Origin of the sequence: Acinetobacter sp. YH01007 (genome assembly GCF_013420425.1) — a bacterium.
GTDB lineage: Bacteria > Pseudomonadota > Gammaproteobacteria > Pseudomonadales > Moraxellaceae > Acinetobacter > Acinetobacter towneri.
In genome coordinates, this window is sequence record NZ_VOYC01000023.1 from 1 (window position 1) to 17,953 (window position 17,953).

Annotated in this window: 20 protein-coding genes; 5 read left to right on the top strand and 15 right to left on the bottom strand. The window is 39.6% G+C overall.

The window, feature by feature from the left end:
* Positions 1-452: 452 nt before the first annotated feature.
* The 4 genes from FTT74_RS11800 to ftsY all read right to left on the bottom strand — a co-directional run bounded on the left by FTT74_RS11800 (position 453) and on the right by ftsY (position 4,494).
* Positions 453-1,118, bottom strand: coding sequence for a DUF2057 domain-containing protein (locus tag FTT74_RS11800; protein WP_096900938.1), 666 nt, complete (start codon positions 1,116-1,118; stop codon positions 453-455).
* Between the two features lie 194 nt (positions 1,119-1,312).
* Positions 1,313-1,906, bottom strand: a complete 594-nt coding sequence (locus FTT74_RS11805) for a nitroreductase family protein (RefSeq protein ID WP_004976581.1) — start codon at positions 1,904-1,906, stop codon at positions 1,313-1,315.
* Between the two features lie 588 nt (positions 1,907-2,494).
* Positions 2,495-3,181 (bottom strand): nitroreductase family protein, encoded by a 687-nt coding sequence (locus tag FTT74_RS11810; protein WP_154320761.1) that lies wholly within the window; start codon positions 3,179-3,181, stop codon positions 2,495-2,497.
* A gap of 206 nt (positions 3,182-3,387) precedes the next feature.
* Entirely contained in the window at positions 3,388-4,494 is a 1,107-nt protein-coding gene (ftsY, locus tag FTT74_RS11815; protein WP_004976589.1) for a signal recognition particle-docking protein FtsY, read from the bottom strand.
* 171 nt (positions 4,495-4,665) lie between these two features.
* Here ftsY and FTT74_RS11820 point away from each other — a divergent pair, with 171 nt between their 5' ends.
* Positions 4,666-6,015, top strand: coding sequence for a pitrilysin family protein (locus tag FTT74_RS11820; RefSeq protein WP_104851937.1), 1,350 nt, complete (start codon positions 4,666-4,668; stop codon positions 6,013-6,015).
* A gap of 12 nt (positions 6,016-6,027) precedes the next feature.
* Complete coding sequence (locus FTT74_RS11825; protein ID WP_179989093.1) at positions 6,028-7,668, top strand: pitrilysin family protein; 1,641 nt, start codon at positions 6,028-6,030, stop codon at positions 7,666-7,668.
* On the opposite strand, the gene FTT74_RS11830 is transcribed toward FTT74_RS11825, so the two are convergent.
* Complete coding sequence (locus FTT74_RS11830) at positions 7,565-7,882, bottom strand: hypothetical protein (protein WP_004976594.1); 318 nt, start codon at positions 7,880-7,882, stop codon at positions 7,565-7,567. The genes FTT74_RS11825 and FTT74_RS11830 overlap by 104 nt on opposite strands.
* A 126-nt stretch (positions 7,883-8,008) precedes the next feature.
* Complete coding sequence (locus FTT74_RS11835; RefSeq protein WP_004976597.1) at positions 8,009-8,368, bottom strand: hypothetical protein; 360 nt, start codon at positions 8,366-8,368, stop codon at positions 8,009-8,011.
* Between the two features lie 219 nt (positions 8,369-8,587).
* Between FTT74_RS11835 and FTT74_RS11840 the strand changes: the two genes are divergently transcribed.
* From FTT74_RS11840 to FTT74_RS11850, 3 genes are all read left to right on the top strand, one after another.
* Entirely contained in the window at positions 8,588-8,821 is a 234-nt protein-coding gene (locus FTT74_RS11840; RefSeq protein WP_004976599.1) for a hypothetical protein, read from the top strand.
* 151 nt (positions 8,822-8,972) lie between these two features.
* Complete coding sequence (locus tag FTT74_RS11845; RefSeq protein WP_179989092.1) at positions 8,973-9,347, top strand: DUF2750 domain-containing protein; 375 nt, start codon at positions 8,973-8,975, stop codon at positions 9,345-9,347.
* 119 nt (positions 9,348-9,466) lie between these two features.
* Complete coding sequence (locus tag FTT74_RS11850) at positions 9,467-9,901, top strand: CBS domain-containing protein (RefSeq protein ID WP_004976604.1); 435 nt, start codon at positions 9,467-9,469, stop codon at positions 9,899-9,901.
* 92 nt (positions 9,902-9,993) lie between these two features.
* Here FTT74_RS11850 and trpB read toward each other — a convergent pair whose 3' ends face one another.
* The 9 genes from trpB to FTT74_RS11895 all read right to left on the bottom strand — a co-directional run bounded on the left by trpB (position 9,994) and on the right by FTT74_RS11895 (position 17,803).
* The gene (trpB, locus tag FTT74_RS11855; protein ID WP_167845989.1) at positions 9,994-11,202 is read right to left on the bottom strand and encodes a tryptophan synthase subunit beta; all 1,209 of its coding nucleotides are present in this window, start codon (positions 11,200-11,202) and stop codon (positions 9,994-9,996) included.
* Between the two features lie 104 nt (positions 11,203-11,306).
* Entirely contained in the window at positions 11,307-12,494 is a 1,188-nt protein-coding gene (locus tag FTT74_RS11860; protein ID WP_178319350.1) for a VWA domain-containing protein, read from the bottom strand.
* Positions 12,495-12,508: 14 nt separating this feature from the next.
* Positions 12,509-13,360 carry a MoxR family ATPase gene (locus FTT74_RS11865; protein ID WP_004976610.1) on the bottom strand — a complete coding sequence of 284 codons (852 nt, stop codon included), beginning with the start codon at positions 13,358-13,360 and terminating at the stop codon, positions 12,509-12,511.
* A gap of 22 nt (positions 13,361-13,382) precedes the next feature.
* Positions 13,383-13,766, bottom strand: a complete 384-nt coding sequence (locus tag FTT74_RS11870; RefSeq protein ID WP_096901448.1) for a hypothetical protein — start codon at positions 13,764-13,766, stop codon at positions 13,383-13,385.
* A gap of 21 nt (positions 13,767-13,787) precedes the next feature.
* The gene (locus FTT74_RS11875) at positions 13,788-14,096 is read right to left on the bottom strand and encodes a YcgL domain-containing protein (protein ID WP_004976615.1); all 309 of its coding nucleotides are present in this window, start codon (positions 14,094-14,096) and stop codon (positions 13,788-13,790) included.
* A gap of 169 nt (positions 14,097-14,265) precedes the next feature.
* On the bottom strand, positions 14,266-15,408 hold the full coding sequence (locus FTT74_RS11880) for an HRDC domain-containing protein (protein ID WP_096901447.1): 1,143 nt from the start codon (positions 15,406-15,408) through the stop codon (positions 14,266-14,268).
* 239 nt (positions 15,409-15,647) lie between these two features.
* On the bottom strand, positions 15,648-16,244 hold the full coding sequence (gene recR / locus FTT74_RS11885; protein WP_019837914.1) for a recombination mediator RecR: 597 nt from the start codon (positions 16,242-16,244) through the stop codon (positions 15,648-15,650).
* A gap of 10 nt (positions 16,245-16,254) precedes the next feature.
* Entirely contained in the window at positions 16,255-16,584 is a 330-nt protein-coding gene (locus FTT74_RS11890) for a YbaB/EbfC family nucleoid-associated protein (RefSeq protein ID WP_004976621.1), read from the bottom strand.
* 31 nt (positions 16,585-16,615) lie between these two features.
* The gene (locus FTT74_RS11895; protein WP_096901446.1) at positions 16,616-17,803 is read right to left on the bottom strand and encodes an O-succinylhomoserine sulfhydrylase; all 1,188 of its coding nucleotides are present in this window, start codon (positions 17,801-17,803) and stop codon (positions 16,616-16,618) included.
* Positions 17,804-17,953: the final 150 nt, after the last annotated feature.

Below are 17,953 nucleotides of genomic sequence, written 5' to 3' on the forward strand. Positions count from 1 at the left end.
TCAGTTAAAATCATTTTGAAGCTTTAATCTAAACTTCCAAATCTGGCTCATCAATTTTCTGACTTAAATTTCGCTCAAATAAACTTCGAGTAATTTAAACCAATCAATCAATGAAATATGTTCGATCGATCAATCAGTAAAAATCCACACAAGTTGTTCTTCATAATCTCTTAATGATTTCCTGTTATTTCGTCAATAACAGCACCAATTCAATCAACACTGCGTTGGTGTGTTGCGTATTCTATACAGTTTTTGAATAGACGCAATATATTTTTTAGTTTTTTTTCAAAAAAAGCACCATCCGCCCAAATTTTAGACGCATTTCATATTTTTATCACACTTTTCTTATAATTTGTCTTTTTTTCGCACGTTACTGGATTGGTTTTTAAATAAATCCTTTTAAGGCGATAACAAAAAACAACCAGCTCAATGGAGCTGGTTGCAAATCAACATTAATTGGCTTGTTCTGCAAGCCATGACATGAATTTTTGTCGCTCTGCTTTAGTGGCTTGTTGCCACAATTGAATCAATTGTTGCTCTTTGCCCTGTGTTTGTTTTGCTGTAGGCAATGTTACTGAGGTGGTTTTCTCAGATGGCAACACTGCTGCCGCGGTATAAACTGCTGCTGGCTGATTGACCGCAGCACTATTTTGAGTGGTATCTACAGTTTTATTAAGCCAACTACCACCTAACCAACCAGTTGAGTTTGCTTTAGCACCTGTTTGTTGTACCAGCAACTGATTCTTTTGATTATATAAACCAACGCTTGGTTGATCTTTGAATTCTTTTGCAGCATCGAAGTCTTTAGGTGGATTTACCAAAGCGAGTCGATAGTTTTCGCCATCTTGAAGAATTGGGGTTTTGAGTGTAATGACGTCTGATTTTAAAATATCGTGCGCACCATTATGATGTTCAAAATATTGTTGATAACGCAAGTTAATGACATTTTCACCCGCATTGACTTTCACTTGCTGTGCAGAACTGAATAAACCTGAACGAATTTGTTGATCATTTACAGCGAGCAACTTAATTTCTTCAGGTACTGCAATAGTTACTGCTGAAAATGCTGAACTACAAGCCATCAATGCAATACTTGCTATGCCTAATTTAAATGCCATATTTCACTCTATATCGTTTATTAAAGTTTGATTGCACTATGCAATGTATAAATGACAGTTTTATGACAATTCATGGGTTTAGGCATTTGCACATGAATAAGTAAGTTGTAAGGCACATCACTACCCCCAGAAACAAAAAAGTAGGATGAATCATCATCCTACTTTTTTGTCTGTGCAGTATGTGTTGCTAGAGCTTAGTTAAAGCTTTTGAAACGTGCTGCATCATCCATAAATGTTTTTTCACCAGCAGGTGCTTCAATTGAACCAAACACTAATTGTGCACGTAGTTTCCAGTTTGCAGGAATGTCATAAGTTTGCGCAACTTCTTCATCTACGATTGGATTGTAGTGCTGTAATGATGCACCCACATTGATTTCAGATAAAGCTGTCCACGCTGCGAATTGTGCAATCCCTGTCGAATGTTCTGACCATACTGGGAAGTTGTCTGCATATAGCGGGAATTGCTCTTGTAGACCTTTTACAACATCTTGATCTTCAAAAAATAAAGCTGTACCAAAACCTGCAATAAAGCTATTAATTTTTGCTTCAGTGTTTGCAAATGCTTCTGCAGGAACCATTTTATGTAAAGTTTCTAAAACGATGTTCCAAAATTGTGTATGCGATGCACCGTATAAAGTCACAACACGTGAAGTTTGCGAGTTAAATGCAGATGGGCTTAAACGAACTGCTTGTTTGATTGTACTTTCAATAGTTGCCTGATCTACAGAAACATTTTTACCAAGTGCATAGATTGAACGGCGTTTTTCTAATTGATTTAAAAATGACATTTTTAATTCCTCTGCAGAATTTTGTATAAATTAATTGATACAGCGATATTAAGCTTTTTATTCAGCATAAACATTACAAAAAATACGACAGTGTGTTTTATGTATAGAACGATTATAGTTATATAAAGTGACAAATGTATGTGACTGCATTTAGGGTCTGTTGACATTTCATAAATGGCTTGCGCTGTAGGCTAAAACTGAGCAGATCAGGCATGAAACGCAGGGAATAGCGAGACTATTGCCAAGTTTCATAACGCAATCTGAGAAAGTTTTAGCCACAGCCTGAGCAAAAACAAGCACTGCTTTGTTTGCAGCGCAAGGCGCAGCGAAGGACGAGCATATTTTTTGCTGCTATTGCGTTATGAGTCAGTCATTTAGAATGACTAAATTTCCTGCCTCATGCCTTATATCAGCTAAAAAACCTTGCGAGATATATCTCTCACGTCGCAAACATAGACGAAGTGTCAACAGACCCTATTACCTTTTATTCTATAGATATAGTCTATTGCAATATAAATATGCTGCGGTTCGCTCTTTGTAGCACATAATAATAAGCTGATTTGACCAATCTTCATCAAATGCTGTTATTTAAGCATAGACTTTAAATTGATTTTGATAGTGTGCATGACTCCGTTCGGTTACTTCTTCTTCAATTGATCCAAAAACGAGTTGTGAACGTAACAACCATGTATCTGGAATATCAAAATGCTCTGCCACAGCACGGTCTATGTTTGGATTATAATGCTGTAAAGATGCACCCACGCCTGAATCTGCCAATGCTGTCCACACTGCAAATTGCGCCATGCCTGAAGTTTGCTCCGACCAAATTGGAAATTCTGCAGCATTAAATGGAATTTTCTTTTGCAATTGACGAATCACTTGTTGATCTTCATAGAACAATACCGTGCCAAAAGCTGCTGCACATTGTTCGATTTTCATTTTAGTACCTGGAAAAACCTGCTCTGGTACAAACTGACGTTGTACTTCCTGTACTAAATTCCAAAATTTTTTATGTGATTCAGAAAATAAAATAACCACGCGCGTACTTTGTGAATGATGTGCCGATGGACAGCTACGCACAGCTTCCTGAATCAGCTCGGTCATATAAGTTTGGCTAAAATGAACGCGTTTTCCTAAAGCATAAATACTACGGCGCTTTTTTAATTGATCGATGAAAGTCAGTTCATTTGCGTCATAGTTCGGCTTTTTCTTAAGCTTAAAGTCTTTCGTGATATCTGCTGTAAGCACATGACCAATTTTATTTAACAGTGTCATTTTGACTTCCCCAAAAAATCAATCAAAATCAATCTAATATTTTTTCTTATTCTATATAGACGAAAGTGCTTTTATTCACATTCGTATTTTTAGCTGCTGCTTTTTACAACACTCAAACCCGCTAAAAACAACAAACTCCGCATTTTGCGAAGTTTGTGTGAAACTTACAGCATTTTACATTTTAGCTTTAAAACTTAATTCAGAACTTATTTTTCAGTTTCAAACAGTGCTGCAACAAATGCTTTGGCTGAGAATGGACGTAAATCATCAATTTTTTCACCCACACCAATAAAGCGAATTGGCACATGGCTACGGCTTGCAATGTTAAATAACACGCCGCCTTTTGCAGTGCCGTCCAGTTTAGTGATGGTGATGCCTGTTAAGCCAACAGCCTCATCAAACATTTCAACTTGGTTAATGGCATTTTGACCCGTGCCTGCATCCACAACCAACATCACTTCATGCGGTGCAGTCGCATCAATTTTTTGCATCACACGCTTAACTTTAGTCAATTCTTGCATCAGGTTGCTTTTGTTATGCAAACGTCCAGCAGTATCTGCAATTAACACATCAATGCCTTTGGCACGCGCACTTTCAAACGCATCGAAAATAACAGAAGCACTGTCTGCACCGTGACCTTGTGCAACAACGGCAACATCGTTACGCTCACCCCAAATCTGCAATTGTTCTGTCGCTGCAGCACGGAAAGTATCCCCTGCGGCCAACATGACTTTTTTACCTTCGCCTTGTAAGCGTTTCGCTAACTTGCCAATGGTTGTGGTTTTACCTACACCATTCACACCCACGACTAAAATCACATAAGGGGTTTTATTGGCATCAATATGTAAAGGTTTTACCCGTGGCGCAAGCAAAGCCACTAATTCTTCTTGCAAAGCCTTATATAAAGAATGTGAATAAATTAAGTCGCCACGCGCAGTACGCTCGGTCAAATTGGCAATAATGGTTTTCGTTGCATCTACACCAATATCTGCAACCAACAGTTGTTCTTCGACTTCTTCTAATAATTCATCATCAATTTCTTTACCGCCAATCAGAATATTCACCATGCCATCGGCAAAGTTTTTACGGGTTTTGGTTAACCCTTCTTTCATGCGACTAAAGAAACCACCTTTCGCAGGCGCATCCGTGTCTGATGATGTTTCTGCAGCATGTTCAGAGGTTTCTGCTTGTTGTAGAGGTGTTGTTTCAACAATCGGAATATTTACCGCTGGTAAATTCGGTAATGTGACATCATCATCTCCGATATCAGCATCAATCAAAAATTTATTTTGCCCATTAGATTGCTGTTGCATGCCGAATCCTTGAAAAGCATTGCGTTAAAAAATCGGATTCTAACATAAACCAATTGCTTTTACCTCGTATTCCAACCACATAGCCGCATACAAAAAATACCTACAGCAATCCTTGCCTTTCCGCTTTAATTTCTGAAAGATAAGCCGATAACGATTGATCTCCACTTGCTTATGTTCCAATTTTCGATGAAGTCTGTTTGTGCGTTGCTTTGGGGTTTAACAGCTTCGATTAGCCATGCTGAAGTTTTAGCTGCGAATAACACTTTTGAAACCACACTCAACAATGGTTTAAAAGTCATTATCCGTGAAGACCATCGTTCTCCCATGGTGATGACTCAAATTTGGTACAAAGTGGGCAGTAGCGATGAGTCCGGAAATACACTTGGGATTTCGCACGTACTTGAACACATGATGTTTAAAGGTACAGCCAAGGTGCCGAATGATGAATTTACCCGTTTAAGTCGTATTTATGGTGGCAGTGTCAATGCAGCAACCTTTACCAATTACACGAATTATTATCAGCTCTATCCCAAAACTTATTTCCCACTGGCTTTAGAGTTGGAAGCCGACAGAATGAGTAATTTGTTACTTCGCCAACAAGACTTTGAGCCTGAAATTAAGGTGGTAATGGAAGAACGGCGGCAACGTACCGATGATAATCCACGGGCTTTGGCTTTTGAACGCTTTAAATGGATTGCCTACCCAACCAGTCATTATCGCCAACCCATTATTGGGCACATGAAAAACTTGCAAAGCATTCAGCTGCAAGATGTACAGGCGTGGTACAAAAAATGGTATCGCCCCAATAATGCTATTCTAGTGATTGTGGGCGATGTAGATCATCAAGCCGCATTGTTGCAAGTCCAAAAGTATTTTGGAGATATTCCGAAAGCACCTACGCCACCGCGCAATGATGTGTTGGAGTTTGAACAATTAGGTTATCGGCACATGGAATTGTCTGCGACTGTGCAAGTTCCTAATTTATATATGGCTTGGAATGTCGGTTCATTGGCAACAGCTAAAAATCCTCAAAATGCCTTCGCGCTCACTATCATCAAACAACTGTTAGACAGTGGAATTACTTCACGTTTAGAACAGCGCTTGGTCAGAAACAATAAGATTCTTAGCTCAGTCAGTGTCAGTTATGACCCGTATCAACGTGGGGATAGTTTGTTTAGTATTTCAGCATTGCCTGCAGCAGGTGTAACGTTAAGCGAAGCACAGGTCGCGATTCAAAACGAAGTGGATACGCTAAAACAGGATTTGGTCAATTCAAGTGAAATTGAGCGCGTGGTGACTCAATTTGTGGCCAATTGGATTTATAGTCAGGATGATTTGGCAGGACAAGCCCGAACCATTGGCAATTTGGAAGTCAATGGATTCAGTCACCGTTTAATCGATGTTTTACCACAACACTTCCAAGCGATTACTGCCCAGGATCTGCAACGTGTTGCGCAAAGTTACTTTAACAAAGACAGACTTAGCACCTTGTATTTATTACCTCAAAGCACAACACCTTAAACTGTGATTTTCATGAAAAAACATCTATTCAGCACGCTTATTTTAAGCACTAGTTTTAGCCTATGTTCTGCTAGCTTTGCGATGGAAACTGCCACCACAGCAGCGCATGATTTTGCTGAAACAGATGTAAGTACGCCTTTACAATCTTTGAGCTTGCTGCACAGTTTAAATGCCGTAAATGAATTGGTCGATGTTCGCGCTCCACAGGTATATGAATTAAAAAATCATCGACACGTACGCACTTTATTTGTCGAAAATCCTGCTTTGCCAATGGTTGATATCCAACTGACTTTTAATGCAGGTTCTGCCCGCGATGCAGAAATTGAAAAAGGTTTATTTGGCGTTGCCAATATGGCAGCCCAGCTGATTGATGAAGGCACCAAGCGTTATAAGGCAGAGGAAATTGCCGCAGCCTTTGAAACCACAGGCGCACGTTTTAGTACCACGGCGTACCGCGATATGTTTGTGGTACGGCTAAGAACACTGTCTGATCCGCAGAAAATGCAAACTGCCGTCAAAATGATGCTGGAAATACTGAAACATGCAACTTTTGAGCGTTCTAATATCCAGCGTGTGCAAAGCAATACACAAATTGGGCAAAAACAACTGCAAGAAAATCCAAGCCGTTTAATGAATATTCGCTTATATCGCGCAATTTACGGACAACATGCCTATTCAGAACCCATTACAGGCACCAATGGCAGCATCAAACGAATTCAACCAAAGCACTTACAACAATTTAGAGATCAGTTTCTGGTCGCGCAAAATATGAACATTGCCATTACAGGCAAATTAACCTTAAAAGAAGCAGAAAAACTTGCCAATACCATCAGCGCACATATTGCCCAAGGTGTTGCAGCAACAGCTTTGCCACAGCCTACACCTGCAACACGTTTCAACATCCAGCATATTCCCTACCGGTCACAACAGGCGCATGTCAGTATTGCACAACTTGCTACTACACGGGATGATCCTGACTATTTGGCTTTAGAAATTGCCAATAAAATGCTGGGCGGCAGCAGTTTCAATTCAATTTTGATGAAAGAATTACGAGTAAAACGTGGCTACACTTACGGTGTTAGCAGTTCGTTTCGTTTTACCCAAGCAGCGGGTTTGTTTAGCTTAGGCTATTCTACGCGCCAAGATCAGTTACTCGATAGTATTCAAGTCGCTCACCAGAGCCTAATTCAGTTTGTACAACAACCTATGAATTTAGAACAATTAAAAGAAACCAAAGCAGGTTTAATTCGTGCATTTCCGAATCAATACAGCAGCAATGCCAGTATTAATGCCCAGCTTGGGCACATCGGTTTTTATCGACTTCCTGCAAATTATTTAAGTGATTATGCAGAACGAGTGGAAAAAGTTACCGCTGAAGATGTGCAACGTGCAATTCGCAAACATTTGCATCCTGATCGTTTAACTTTAGTAATTGTGAGCGAACATTTAGATAAAGCCGCATTGGTAAAAATGCTGCAGGACAATTTACTCGCACCAACATCTTTAACACCGACACCGCACAATATGAATAACATGCCAACAGAAAAAATTACTCTTGCACCAAGGCAGGAAGTTGTTGAGCCCGATCTTGCTCCATTTGATGTGCCTGCATCAACTTTAAATAATGCACATAACGAATCGGACGTTGATTGAGTAAATGAACTGCCATGTCTTGGGTATTGGCATACATAGATTGTTGTGACAAACGCTCAACATTTTGAAATTGTTGCACCCCAACTGGGCGATAAAGCGCAACACTTGCTAAAGTTAAAATAATAAAAATGATACTCAGCACAACAATATTATAAATTTGCTCGAGTTTCAGTTGAGAAATAAATTGAATCGTTTTTTGAATTGCGTTGTGCATGACCTACCTCTAATCGCCTTAGTGTAGGATGCCCTTGTGAGATGTACAAGTTAAACAGCTCAATTTTACTGTATCGTCACAGTAAAAATTGAGCCTTTTTCTACAAATTCTACAAAGGATTTAGCTTTAGCCAATCGTGCCACGAATTACCGCAAAGTATAAAACCAATGCAATGACTGCAAGCACCAAGAAAATAGCAAATACACTGACACCGCCCTCTGCTTCGGCAGGATGCAGTTCATCTTCATCGGCAATACGGAGTAATTCACCATCATAATTACGATAAAACTCTATACGATCGCTTCGCTCTAAAGTTTTAGCAAAGTCAGCCACACGTTTACGTTGCGCCAAGCAGTATTCACCTAAATGAACATCTCGACGGAAAATTACCTCATCTAGTTTTTTACGGTGATGATGTGCCAACTCAATAATTTGAGAAGTCAATGGAGGTACATCAAAAGCACATCCGTCTACGGATCTTGTCATGTTGTTCTCCTTTTTTATCATGCTTAGAGCTTTAGTTTAATCAAAATTAAACTTGTTCAATGTTTAATCATGTAAACTTGAAATATGCTCATTAACCCCGATAATTGTTTGACAATTCAATCAAATTGTAATATTAGTTTAACAATAAAGCGTTAAATTGATATGAAGCCTAAAAGGTAGGCTTAAATAAGTAATCATAATTACAATAAGGAGTTTAATATGATTCAAACGATCTCTCACCATGACTTAGAGCATGTTTATGCAAATGCAGTAAACACGATTCATTCACAAATGAACTTCCAAGACGCGGTAAAACAACTCGAAGAAGCTGCACGTGCAGGACATGGTAAAGCGGCAATGTTCTTAGCAGAACTGTATTATCAAGGTTTCCGCGTAGAACGTGATTCATTGAAAGCGCAATACTGGCAAAACATGGCCACCATGCAAGCATAATAAAACGTCACTTAGGTGGCGTTTTTTTTGACCCTTTTTTTAGATGCTCCAACCATAAATACATATTTGTTTACGATTTTAAGCAAAGCTTAAACGGTATATTCATCAATTCTTTTTACAATATAGCCAAATTTTACAACCTTGCTTGATTATGAATCAGATTAACCAACTCCACCCTTTACCAAAGGATTTTCTGCTTAAAGTTACACTATTAAAATCAATGATGTACTGCGGTGTACTTTGGGGTTTATTCCATCAAGGTTGGGCAATGAGTTCAGATCACGATGATTATATTTTCCCTTTTTGGTTAAATGCGGTACAAGCGCATAAATATGCTGCTAAACACTGGCCACAATATAGTCCTCGTAAAATTTCCGCGCAGGATTTTGAGACTTTTTTATTACCAACGCTCACCCGTTTAAATGTCACGCCAACCTTGTTTGGTTCGTCAAGTCAAAAAATTAAACTGACCACTTCACAAATGAAGCATTTCTTTTTTAATGAACATGCGTTAAATATTGCTTAAATAAAAACTGAATAGAATTGACGTAAAAATCAACAATCGTGACTCTAAAGTATTTGCAATTTTTACAATTCACGTTACTTTAAAAGTCAAACAATAAACAACAAATCAGGACACAGAATATGACCAAGGTAACTCACGTTTTACAAGATAAAGCACATCACGAAATTTACACAATTCGCCCAGAAGCAACGGTTTTAGAAGCAATTAGTTTAATGGCTGAAAAAGGCATTGGTGCGTTGGTGGTTACCGATCAAAACAATCATGTGGTTGGTATTCTGTCTGAGCGTGATTACACCCGTAAAGTTATTTTGATGGAACGAACTTCTAAAAGCACAACGGTTAGTGAAATTATGACTGCTAAAGTACTGACCGTGACCAAAAACACCAGTGTGAAAGAATGCTTAAACTTAATTACTGACCATCATTTACGTCACTTACCTGTACTTGAAGGTGAGCAGTTGGTAGGTTTAGTGTCGATTGGTGACTTGGTGAAAGCGACTATGGATGATCAGCGCAAACTGATCGAGCAGTTACAACAATATATTGCAAGCTAAGACACTGTTTTATAAAACCTGCCAAATATAAAGTAAAGATAAAAAAACCGCCTAAACTTACACATTTAGGCGGTTTTTCATATTCAGTAGAATTAATTCAAACCTAATTTTTCTGCTACATAGTCTGAATCTTTATCACCACGACCTGAAAGATTAACCACAATTTTCACGTTTTTTGCCATTTTTGGTGCTTCACGTAATGCCCACGCCACCGCATGTGAGCTTTCCAAAGCAGGTACAATACCCTCTACACGTGACAACGTCATAAAGGCATCTAAACATTCTTGGTCAGTTGCCGTTGAATACTCCACGCGACCAATGTCTTTTAAGAAGCTATGCTGCGGCCCCACACCCGGATAATCCAAACCTGAAGCAATTGAATGTACTGGCAATGGCTCGCCTTGTTCATCTTCAAGCACATAACACGCCATACCGTGTAATTGACCCGGTTTACCCAAAGTTAAGGTTGCAGAGTGCTGATCTGTATCTAAACCATGACCTGCAGGTTCTACACCCACAAGCTTAACTTCTGGGTCATTTAAGAATGCGGTAAATGCACCCACTGCGTTTGAACCACCGCCCACACATGCCACGATATAATCTGGATTTACTCCAAAGCGTTCTTGGCTTTGCATTTTAATTTCATCGCCAATAATTGCTTGGAAATCACGTACCATTTTTGGAAATGGGTGTGGGCCAACCACCGAACCAATTGCATAAATATAATTTTTCGGGTCTTTTAAGTATTCTTCAAAAGCACTGTCTACAGCATCTTTTAAAGTCGCTGTACCACGTGTGACTGAAATCAGGTTAGCACCTAAAATTTTCATTTTCACGACGTTTGGATGTTCTTTTTCAATATCAACTTGTCCCATGTGAATTTCACATGGAATGCCCACAAGCGCACATGCCGTCGCCAAGGCTACCCCGTGCTGTCCCGCACCTGTTTCTGCAATCACTTTGGTTTTACCCATATATTTGGCTAGCAATGCTTCACCTAAACAGTGATTGATTTTATGTGCACCTGTATGATTTAAATCTTCACGTTTCAAATAAATTTGCGCACCACCCAACTGTTCAGATAAACGCTTTGCATGAAACAAAGGACTCGGGCGCCCTACATAATTTGCAAATAAATCTTTTAATTCATTTTGAAATTCTGCTGTATGACGAATTTCTTCATAAGCAAGGTTAATTTCATCCATGGCTTCTTTTAAATGCGGTGGAATAAACTGCCCGCCATATTGTCCGAAAAAACCTTCTTCATTCGGTAATGCGATGCCATTAATTTGATGTTCCATCTCGATCCCCTCAAATTGAAATTCACGTTGCTTATCGTATTGCTATTTCATCAATATGCATGCAATAACTGATATTGATAAAAAATTAATGGAAAAAATGGCGCTTATCGCGCCAAATATTTCGTCATATCTTCAATGCCTTTTAAAGTCATTGGATACATATGATTTTCAAAAATTTGTCGAATTAAACCAATGGTATGTGTGTAATGCCAATAGCCTTCCTGTTCAGGATTCAGCCATGCGGTTTTTTCAAAATGCTGACGCAGACGTTGTAACCAAACTTGCCCTGCCTCATCATTCATATATTCTACCGAACCACCAATCGAATTCAGCTCATAAGGTGCCATACTCGCATCACCGACCACAATTACCCGATAGTCGCGTCCATAGGTATTAAATAAATCCCACGTATTCATACGGGTACTGCTACGGCGTAAATTGTCTTTCCAAACATAGTCGTATAAACAGTTGTGGAAATAAAAATATTCGAGGGTTTTAAACTCAGTTTTGGCCGCACTAAACAGTTTTTCACATTGGGCGATGTGTGCATCCATCGAGCCACCCACATCAAACAACATCAACACTTTGACGCGATTACGACGTTCTGGCACCAATTGCACATCTAAAATGCCCTGTTTGGCAGTTTCTCGGATAGTGCCATCAATATCCAATTCTTCAGCTGCACCTTGACGGGCAAATTTACGCAAACGACGCAGTGCCAATTGCATTTGTCGTGTACCTAAAATCTGTTCATCGTCTAAATTTCGATACTGACGCTGCTCCCAGACTTTAACAGCTGAACGCTTACGTCCAGGCCCACCAATGCGTACACCTTCAGGATGATCACCAAAAGCACCAAACGGTGATGTACCGCCCGTACCAATCATACGGTTGCCACCCTGATGCTTTTTATGCTGCTCGCGTAAACGCTCTTCCAGCATTTTCATCAATTCTTCTAAAGAACCTGCTTTTTTCAGCTCTTCGCGTTGTTCTGGCGTGAGATGTTTTTCTAATAGTTCTAAGTCGAACCAGTCTTTAGGCAATTGATGAACTTGCTGCAGTAAATCATCTAAATCAAAAGTGGAAATGCCATCAAAATAATCTTTCATGGCACGGTCAAACTTGTCAAAAAAACGCTCATCTTTGACCATGACGGTTTTAACAAGTTGATAGAATTCATCTTGATCTGCAAAAACCAGACCCGATGCCACCGCCTGATTTAAGTCAATCAATTCACGTGTGGTGACAGGTACACCGTAACGTCGCAAGGTATAAAACAAGCGCACGAACATGGCGTTGTCCTCCCTTAACGGCGCGACATAAAGGCTAAACGCTCAAGCAATTGCACATCTTGTTCATTTTTGATTAATGCACCGTATAAAGGCGGAATGGCTTTGCTTTTATCGCTATTACGCAAAATATCTTCCGGCATGTCATCTGCCATCAATAGGCTTAACCAATCAATTAATTCAGACGTAGATGGTGGTTTTTTTAAGCCCGGAACTTGGCGCAATTTAAAGAAAACTTGTAAAGCTTCTGAAACCAATGTGCTTGAAATATTCGGGAAATGCACATCGATAATATCGCGCATGGTCGCTTCATCTGGGAAATCAATATAATGGAAGAAACAACGACGTAAAAAAGCGTCTGGCAGCTCTTTTTCATTATTTGATGTGATGATCACGATTGGACGTTGTGTTGCCGTAATGGTTTCGCCTGTTTCATAAACATAAAACGACATTTTATCGAGTTCATGTAGCAGGTCATTTGGGAATTCAATATCTGCCTTGTCAATTTCATCAATCAACAACACACAGCGTTCTTCGCTGGTAAATGCTTCCCACAATTTCCCGGGTTTAATATAGTTTTTAACGTCATACACACGGTCATCGCCCAGTTGGCTGTCACGCAAACGCGACACTGCATCATATTCATATAAACCTTGCTGCGCTTTGGTGGTCGATTTAATGTGCCATGTAATCAACTTTAAACCCAAACTTTTAGCAACTTGCTCTGCCAATAAGGTTTTACCTGTACCTGGCTCACCTTTCACCAAAAGCGGTTTTTGCAAAGCACGTGCGGCTTTCACCGCAAGTTTTAAACTATCAGTCGCAATGTACTGATCTGTACCCGAAAATTGTTGCGCATCAACAGACATGATTTTACCTTAATTGTTTTAGTTACAGTGGTGAGGTATTTTTCTTGGCTTTATAAGTCGTTTGTTTAAGACAGTATCTTGACCAGAAATAACCGATCAATAAGCCAAGACCGATCACAAATAAAATGGCAGATAAATTAGACCAAACCAATGGGGTTTCTTTGGTTAAAACACCAAAAAGAAGTCCAAAGATGGCTGGGGCAAGTGCTGCATTGCTGCCTTCTGATACTGTTGGGGTAAGTAAAATTGCAAACAGCACAATCCAAGTGATACCACCTAACGGATTGGGCAAGCGTTTGGCAATTTCGTACCAGCACCATAAAATAATGGCACTCCCCAACAAATAAACAGAAACAGCAATTGCAGTTTCAGGAATTGAATCCAATCCAGTCATCACACTATTCATTTCTCAACTCCTGAATAAAGCTTAAGCACCACGTAAACCTTCTGGTTCAACGGCATTTGGGTTAATTAAGCCTTCTGGTGGCACTTGAATAAAGAAGCCACGTGTTTGAATAGAATCCATGACATGCAAAACATTCACACGTGCCAACTTACGGCTTTCAGACAGTTGCAAATCCATTACAAATGTCGCACGACCAAATGCAACTCGCATTGGCTCAGGTAAAACCTCTAGCGGGTTAAACGCTTCTGCTTGATCTTCAGTTTGCTCAGGACGGGCGATGTATAAATACATCTCATCTTTTTTGCTCGATTTATAAATTGAACAGTGCATAAACAACAAAACTCTAAAAACTCAGGCAAAGGATACAACAAAAAAAACCGAGATACATTAACCATTATTAACGCATTGGTCTATGTTTACACTCAAACAAAGAATGGCGTGAAAATTCATCCATTTTCAGGTGAAAAACGGCTTTATTTAAAATGTGGATCGGTTTGATTTATTCAGCAACTTTCATCTGACCAGACAAATAACGCTCGTCGGCATGTAAAACTTCAATTAAAGGCTTGGTAAGTAATTCATAACGCCAACCTAACAAATAGTTAGGCAAATCTTGCTCATCGTTATGAAATACCACATGCTGATAAAGCGCATTGAGCCATTTTTTACGCAGCAAAACTTCTTTTGGAATTTGAGTTTCCTGTACGGCACGTTGAATCACCTGTTCTACATTTTCGCCCACTTCTTTTGAAGAATGACGAATTGGTCGCGCCATACGTAATGGCCATTGTGATTGATCAGGCAAATATTTAATTAAATCTAAAATAGTTTTGCCATGTTCACGCACAATATGCGCACGTAAATCTTTAATAGTACTGAGCTGGAACTGATTTTTAGGATTTTTCTCGACCAAGTCCAGCATAGTAGAATTACGCAAAATAAAACTACGTGGTTGGTTTAAGGCTTTTACCATTTGCTCACGCCAAACGGCCAATTGTTGTAATTGCATAAGTTGACGGCGTGAATGACGATAGTTGCCCACATCCTGATACAACAACTCTAAAGGTGTTTCTTCACCAATTTCCTGAGTTAAATTGCGGCAATCTTCTTGTGCAAAATCCAGTAAATAATTTTGTTTTAAGTCGGTTTGTACCTTATCTGCCAATTGCATTAGATACAGCACATCATTGGCAGCATAATTTAACTGCTCATCGGACAACGGACGTGCAAGCCAGTCTGAGCGAGTTTGCCCTTTATCAATATCGACATTGAGCATGGTTTTTAAAGCGTTTTGATAACTGACTTGTAAACCATGCCCTAAAAATGACATGCCAACTTGGGTATCAAACACGTTATCTAAGTTTTTTTGCTGTGCATAATGATAAATTAAATCAATATCTTCACCGCAGGCATGAAAAATATTTTGCTGCGCTTGAAACAGTTTTTCCCAAAATGCACTTAAATTTAACGAAGTCCCATCTAACAAATAGACCTGATCATTCACATTAATTTGGAATACACCCAATTTTGGCCATAAAGTATCGACCTTAATAAATTCGGTGTCTAAACCATAAATGCTGTTTTGGCTCATTAATGCCAAGACATTTTCAAAGTCTTTTTGTTGGTGAATAAATTGGAACATAGCGAGCAGGTAAAACAGGATTCTCTAGGGGTTCATTTTAAACATTAAATAGCATTTAGCTATAAAAATATGTCCAGTATTTTCAATTTTTATCTTATTTCTAAGTCGATACAGTGAAAATTTAAATTTTTTATCGTTTTTTTATCTTAATTTGATTTTTTATTGGCTTTAAAGGCAAGTAGTCCTTTTCATGGATGATTTATCAAATGACTATTCACATGAAATAAGCACCTAAATGCTTATTTCATTCGCATCCGATTATGCACCGCCTGACTTAAAGTATGACTATCGACATATTCAAGTTCACCACCTTGCGGCACACCTTGCGCAATACGGGTCATCTGCACAGGCAAATGTTTGGTTGCTTCTACCAAATAGTGTGCTGTCGCTTGACCTTCTACGGTTGCATTGGTCGCCAAAATGACTTCAGTAATGTTGCCATCACTTAAACGCTGAACCAAATACGGAATACCAATTTCGTCAGGCCCAATGCCATCTAATGGCGATAAATGCCCACCTAAAACATGGTATTTGCCACGAAAACTGCCGCTTTGCTCAATCGCCATGACATCGGCCGGAGATTCCACCACGCAAAGTAAGTGTGCATCACGATCATGTGAGGCGCAAATATTGCAGACTTCATCTTCCGTTAATGAGTGACAAATTGAACATTCATGAATATAGCTAGTAGCTTCGTTCAAAGCATGAGCCAAACCGACTGCACCTTCTCTATTTTTCATAATCAGGTGCAATGCCATGCGTTGAGCCGATTTTGGCCCAACACTTGGCAAAATGCGTAGCGCTTGTACCAGTTGATCAAAACGATCACTAAACATACGCCGTTCCTTAGAATAAACCAGCCAAGCCCGGTGGCAAGCCCATGCCTGAGTTTGCAGACTTCATTTTTTCTTCAGAAATTGCTTCGGCTTGACGGGCAGCATCATTCATTGCAGCGGCAATCAAATCTTCAATCATGTCTGCATCGTCTTGCAATAATTCAGGGTTGATTTCAATGCGTTTGACCACATTACGGCAGGTCATAGTCACTTTCACTAAACCACCACCTGCTTCTGCATGCACTTCAGTTTGCGCAAGTTCTTCTTTGGCTTTTTTAATGTTGTTTTCCACTTCTTTTTGCATGCGCTGTGCTTGCTGCATCAACATATTAATGTTCATAAAAATCTCCGAACAAATGATCTATTTAGTTTTAAATGAGGTCTAAACCGCGCTCGATGTCGCGAATAATATCATCAATATCTTCCAAGCCAACAGAAACACGAATTAAACCTTCGCTGATACCTGCTGCTTGTTTGGCTTCTGGGGTCATTCTGCCATGCGATGTTGTTGCAGGATGGGTAATGGTTGATTTTACATCGCCCAAATTACTGGTGATAGATAGGAAGCGTGTGTTGTCAATCACAGTCCACGCGCCTTCACGCTCGCCTTTCACCACAAAAGATACAACACCACCAAAGCCAGACTGTTGCTTTTTCGCCAACTCATGCCCCGCGTGATGCGGCAAGCCTGCATAATACACTTTTTCAACTTTTGGATGTGCATCTAGCCACTCGGCAAGTTTTTGTGCGCTGGCACAATGTGCTTTCATCCGCAGGCTTAAAGTTTCTAAACCTTTTAAGAAGATCCATGCGTTAAATGGACTTAATGAGTTACCCAAAGTACGAATCACACCGTTGATTTCTTCAACCAGTTTGTCTTTACCTACCACAGCGCCGCCTAAAGCACGCCCTTGCCCATCAATATATTTGGTCGATGAGTAGATAATTAGGTCAGCACCAAATTTAATTGGTTGTTGTAAAACTGGGGTACAGAAGGTGTTATCAACTGCAAATAAAGCATTATTTGCATGTGCAATATCGGCAATGGCTTGTAAATCGCCTACTTGTGCCAATGGATTCGATGGCGTTTCAATAAATAAAAGACGTGTGTTTGGACGAATGGCTTGTTTCCAGCTGTCTAAATCTTCTAAATCAACAAAAGTGACATCGACACCAAACTTCATCACGTATTTTTCAAATAGTGAAATGATCGAGCCAAATACAGCACGTGAACAGACTACATGATCACCCGCTTTAAGATAAGCCAAAGTGATCGCATGAACGGCCGCCATACCCGAACTTGTCGCAACCGCACGTTCTGCACCATCTAATACTGCCAAGCGTTTTTCAAAAGCCTGTACAGTTGGGTTGGTATAACGTGAATAGGTATTGCCTTCAATTTCACCTGAGAATTTTGCAGCTGCATCGGCAGCATTTTCACAAACAAATGATGAAGTCAGGAAAATTGGCTCACTGTGTTCGCCTTCAATTGTACGGTTGTGTCCGGTACGAATTGCCAAAGTATCTAATTGATATTCAATGTCGTCGTGTTGACTCATCTTTACTGCTCAGCCCTAAACTTAGTCCTAAGACCTGTTTGTTAAATAATTGCCAACATTTTGAGCGCCAAGCGCATTTAAGGTCAAGGTAAAATGTATAAATATCGCTTAGACTTCATTCAAATCGGCGCCACGTGTGATGGAACACCT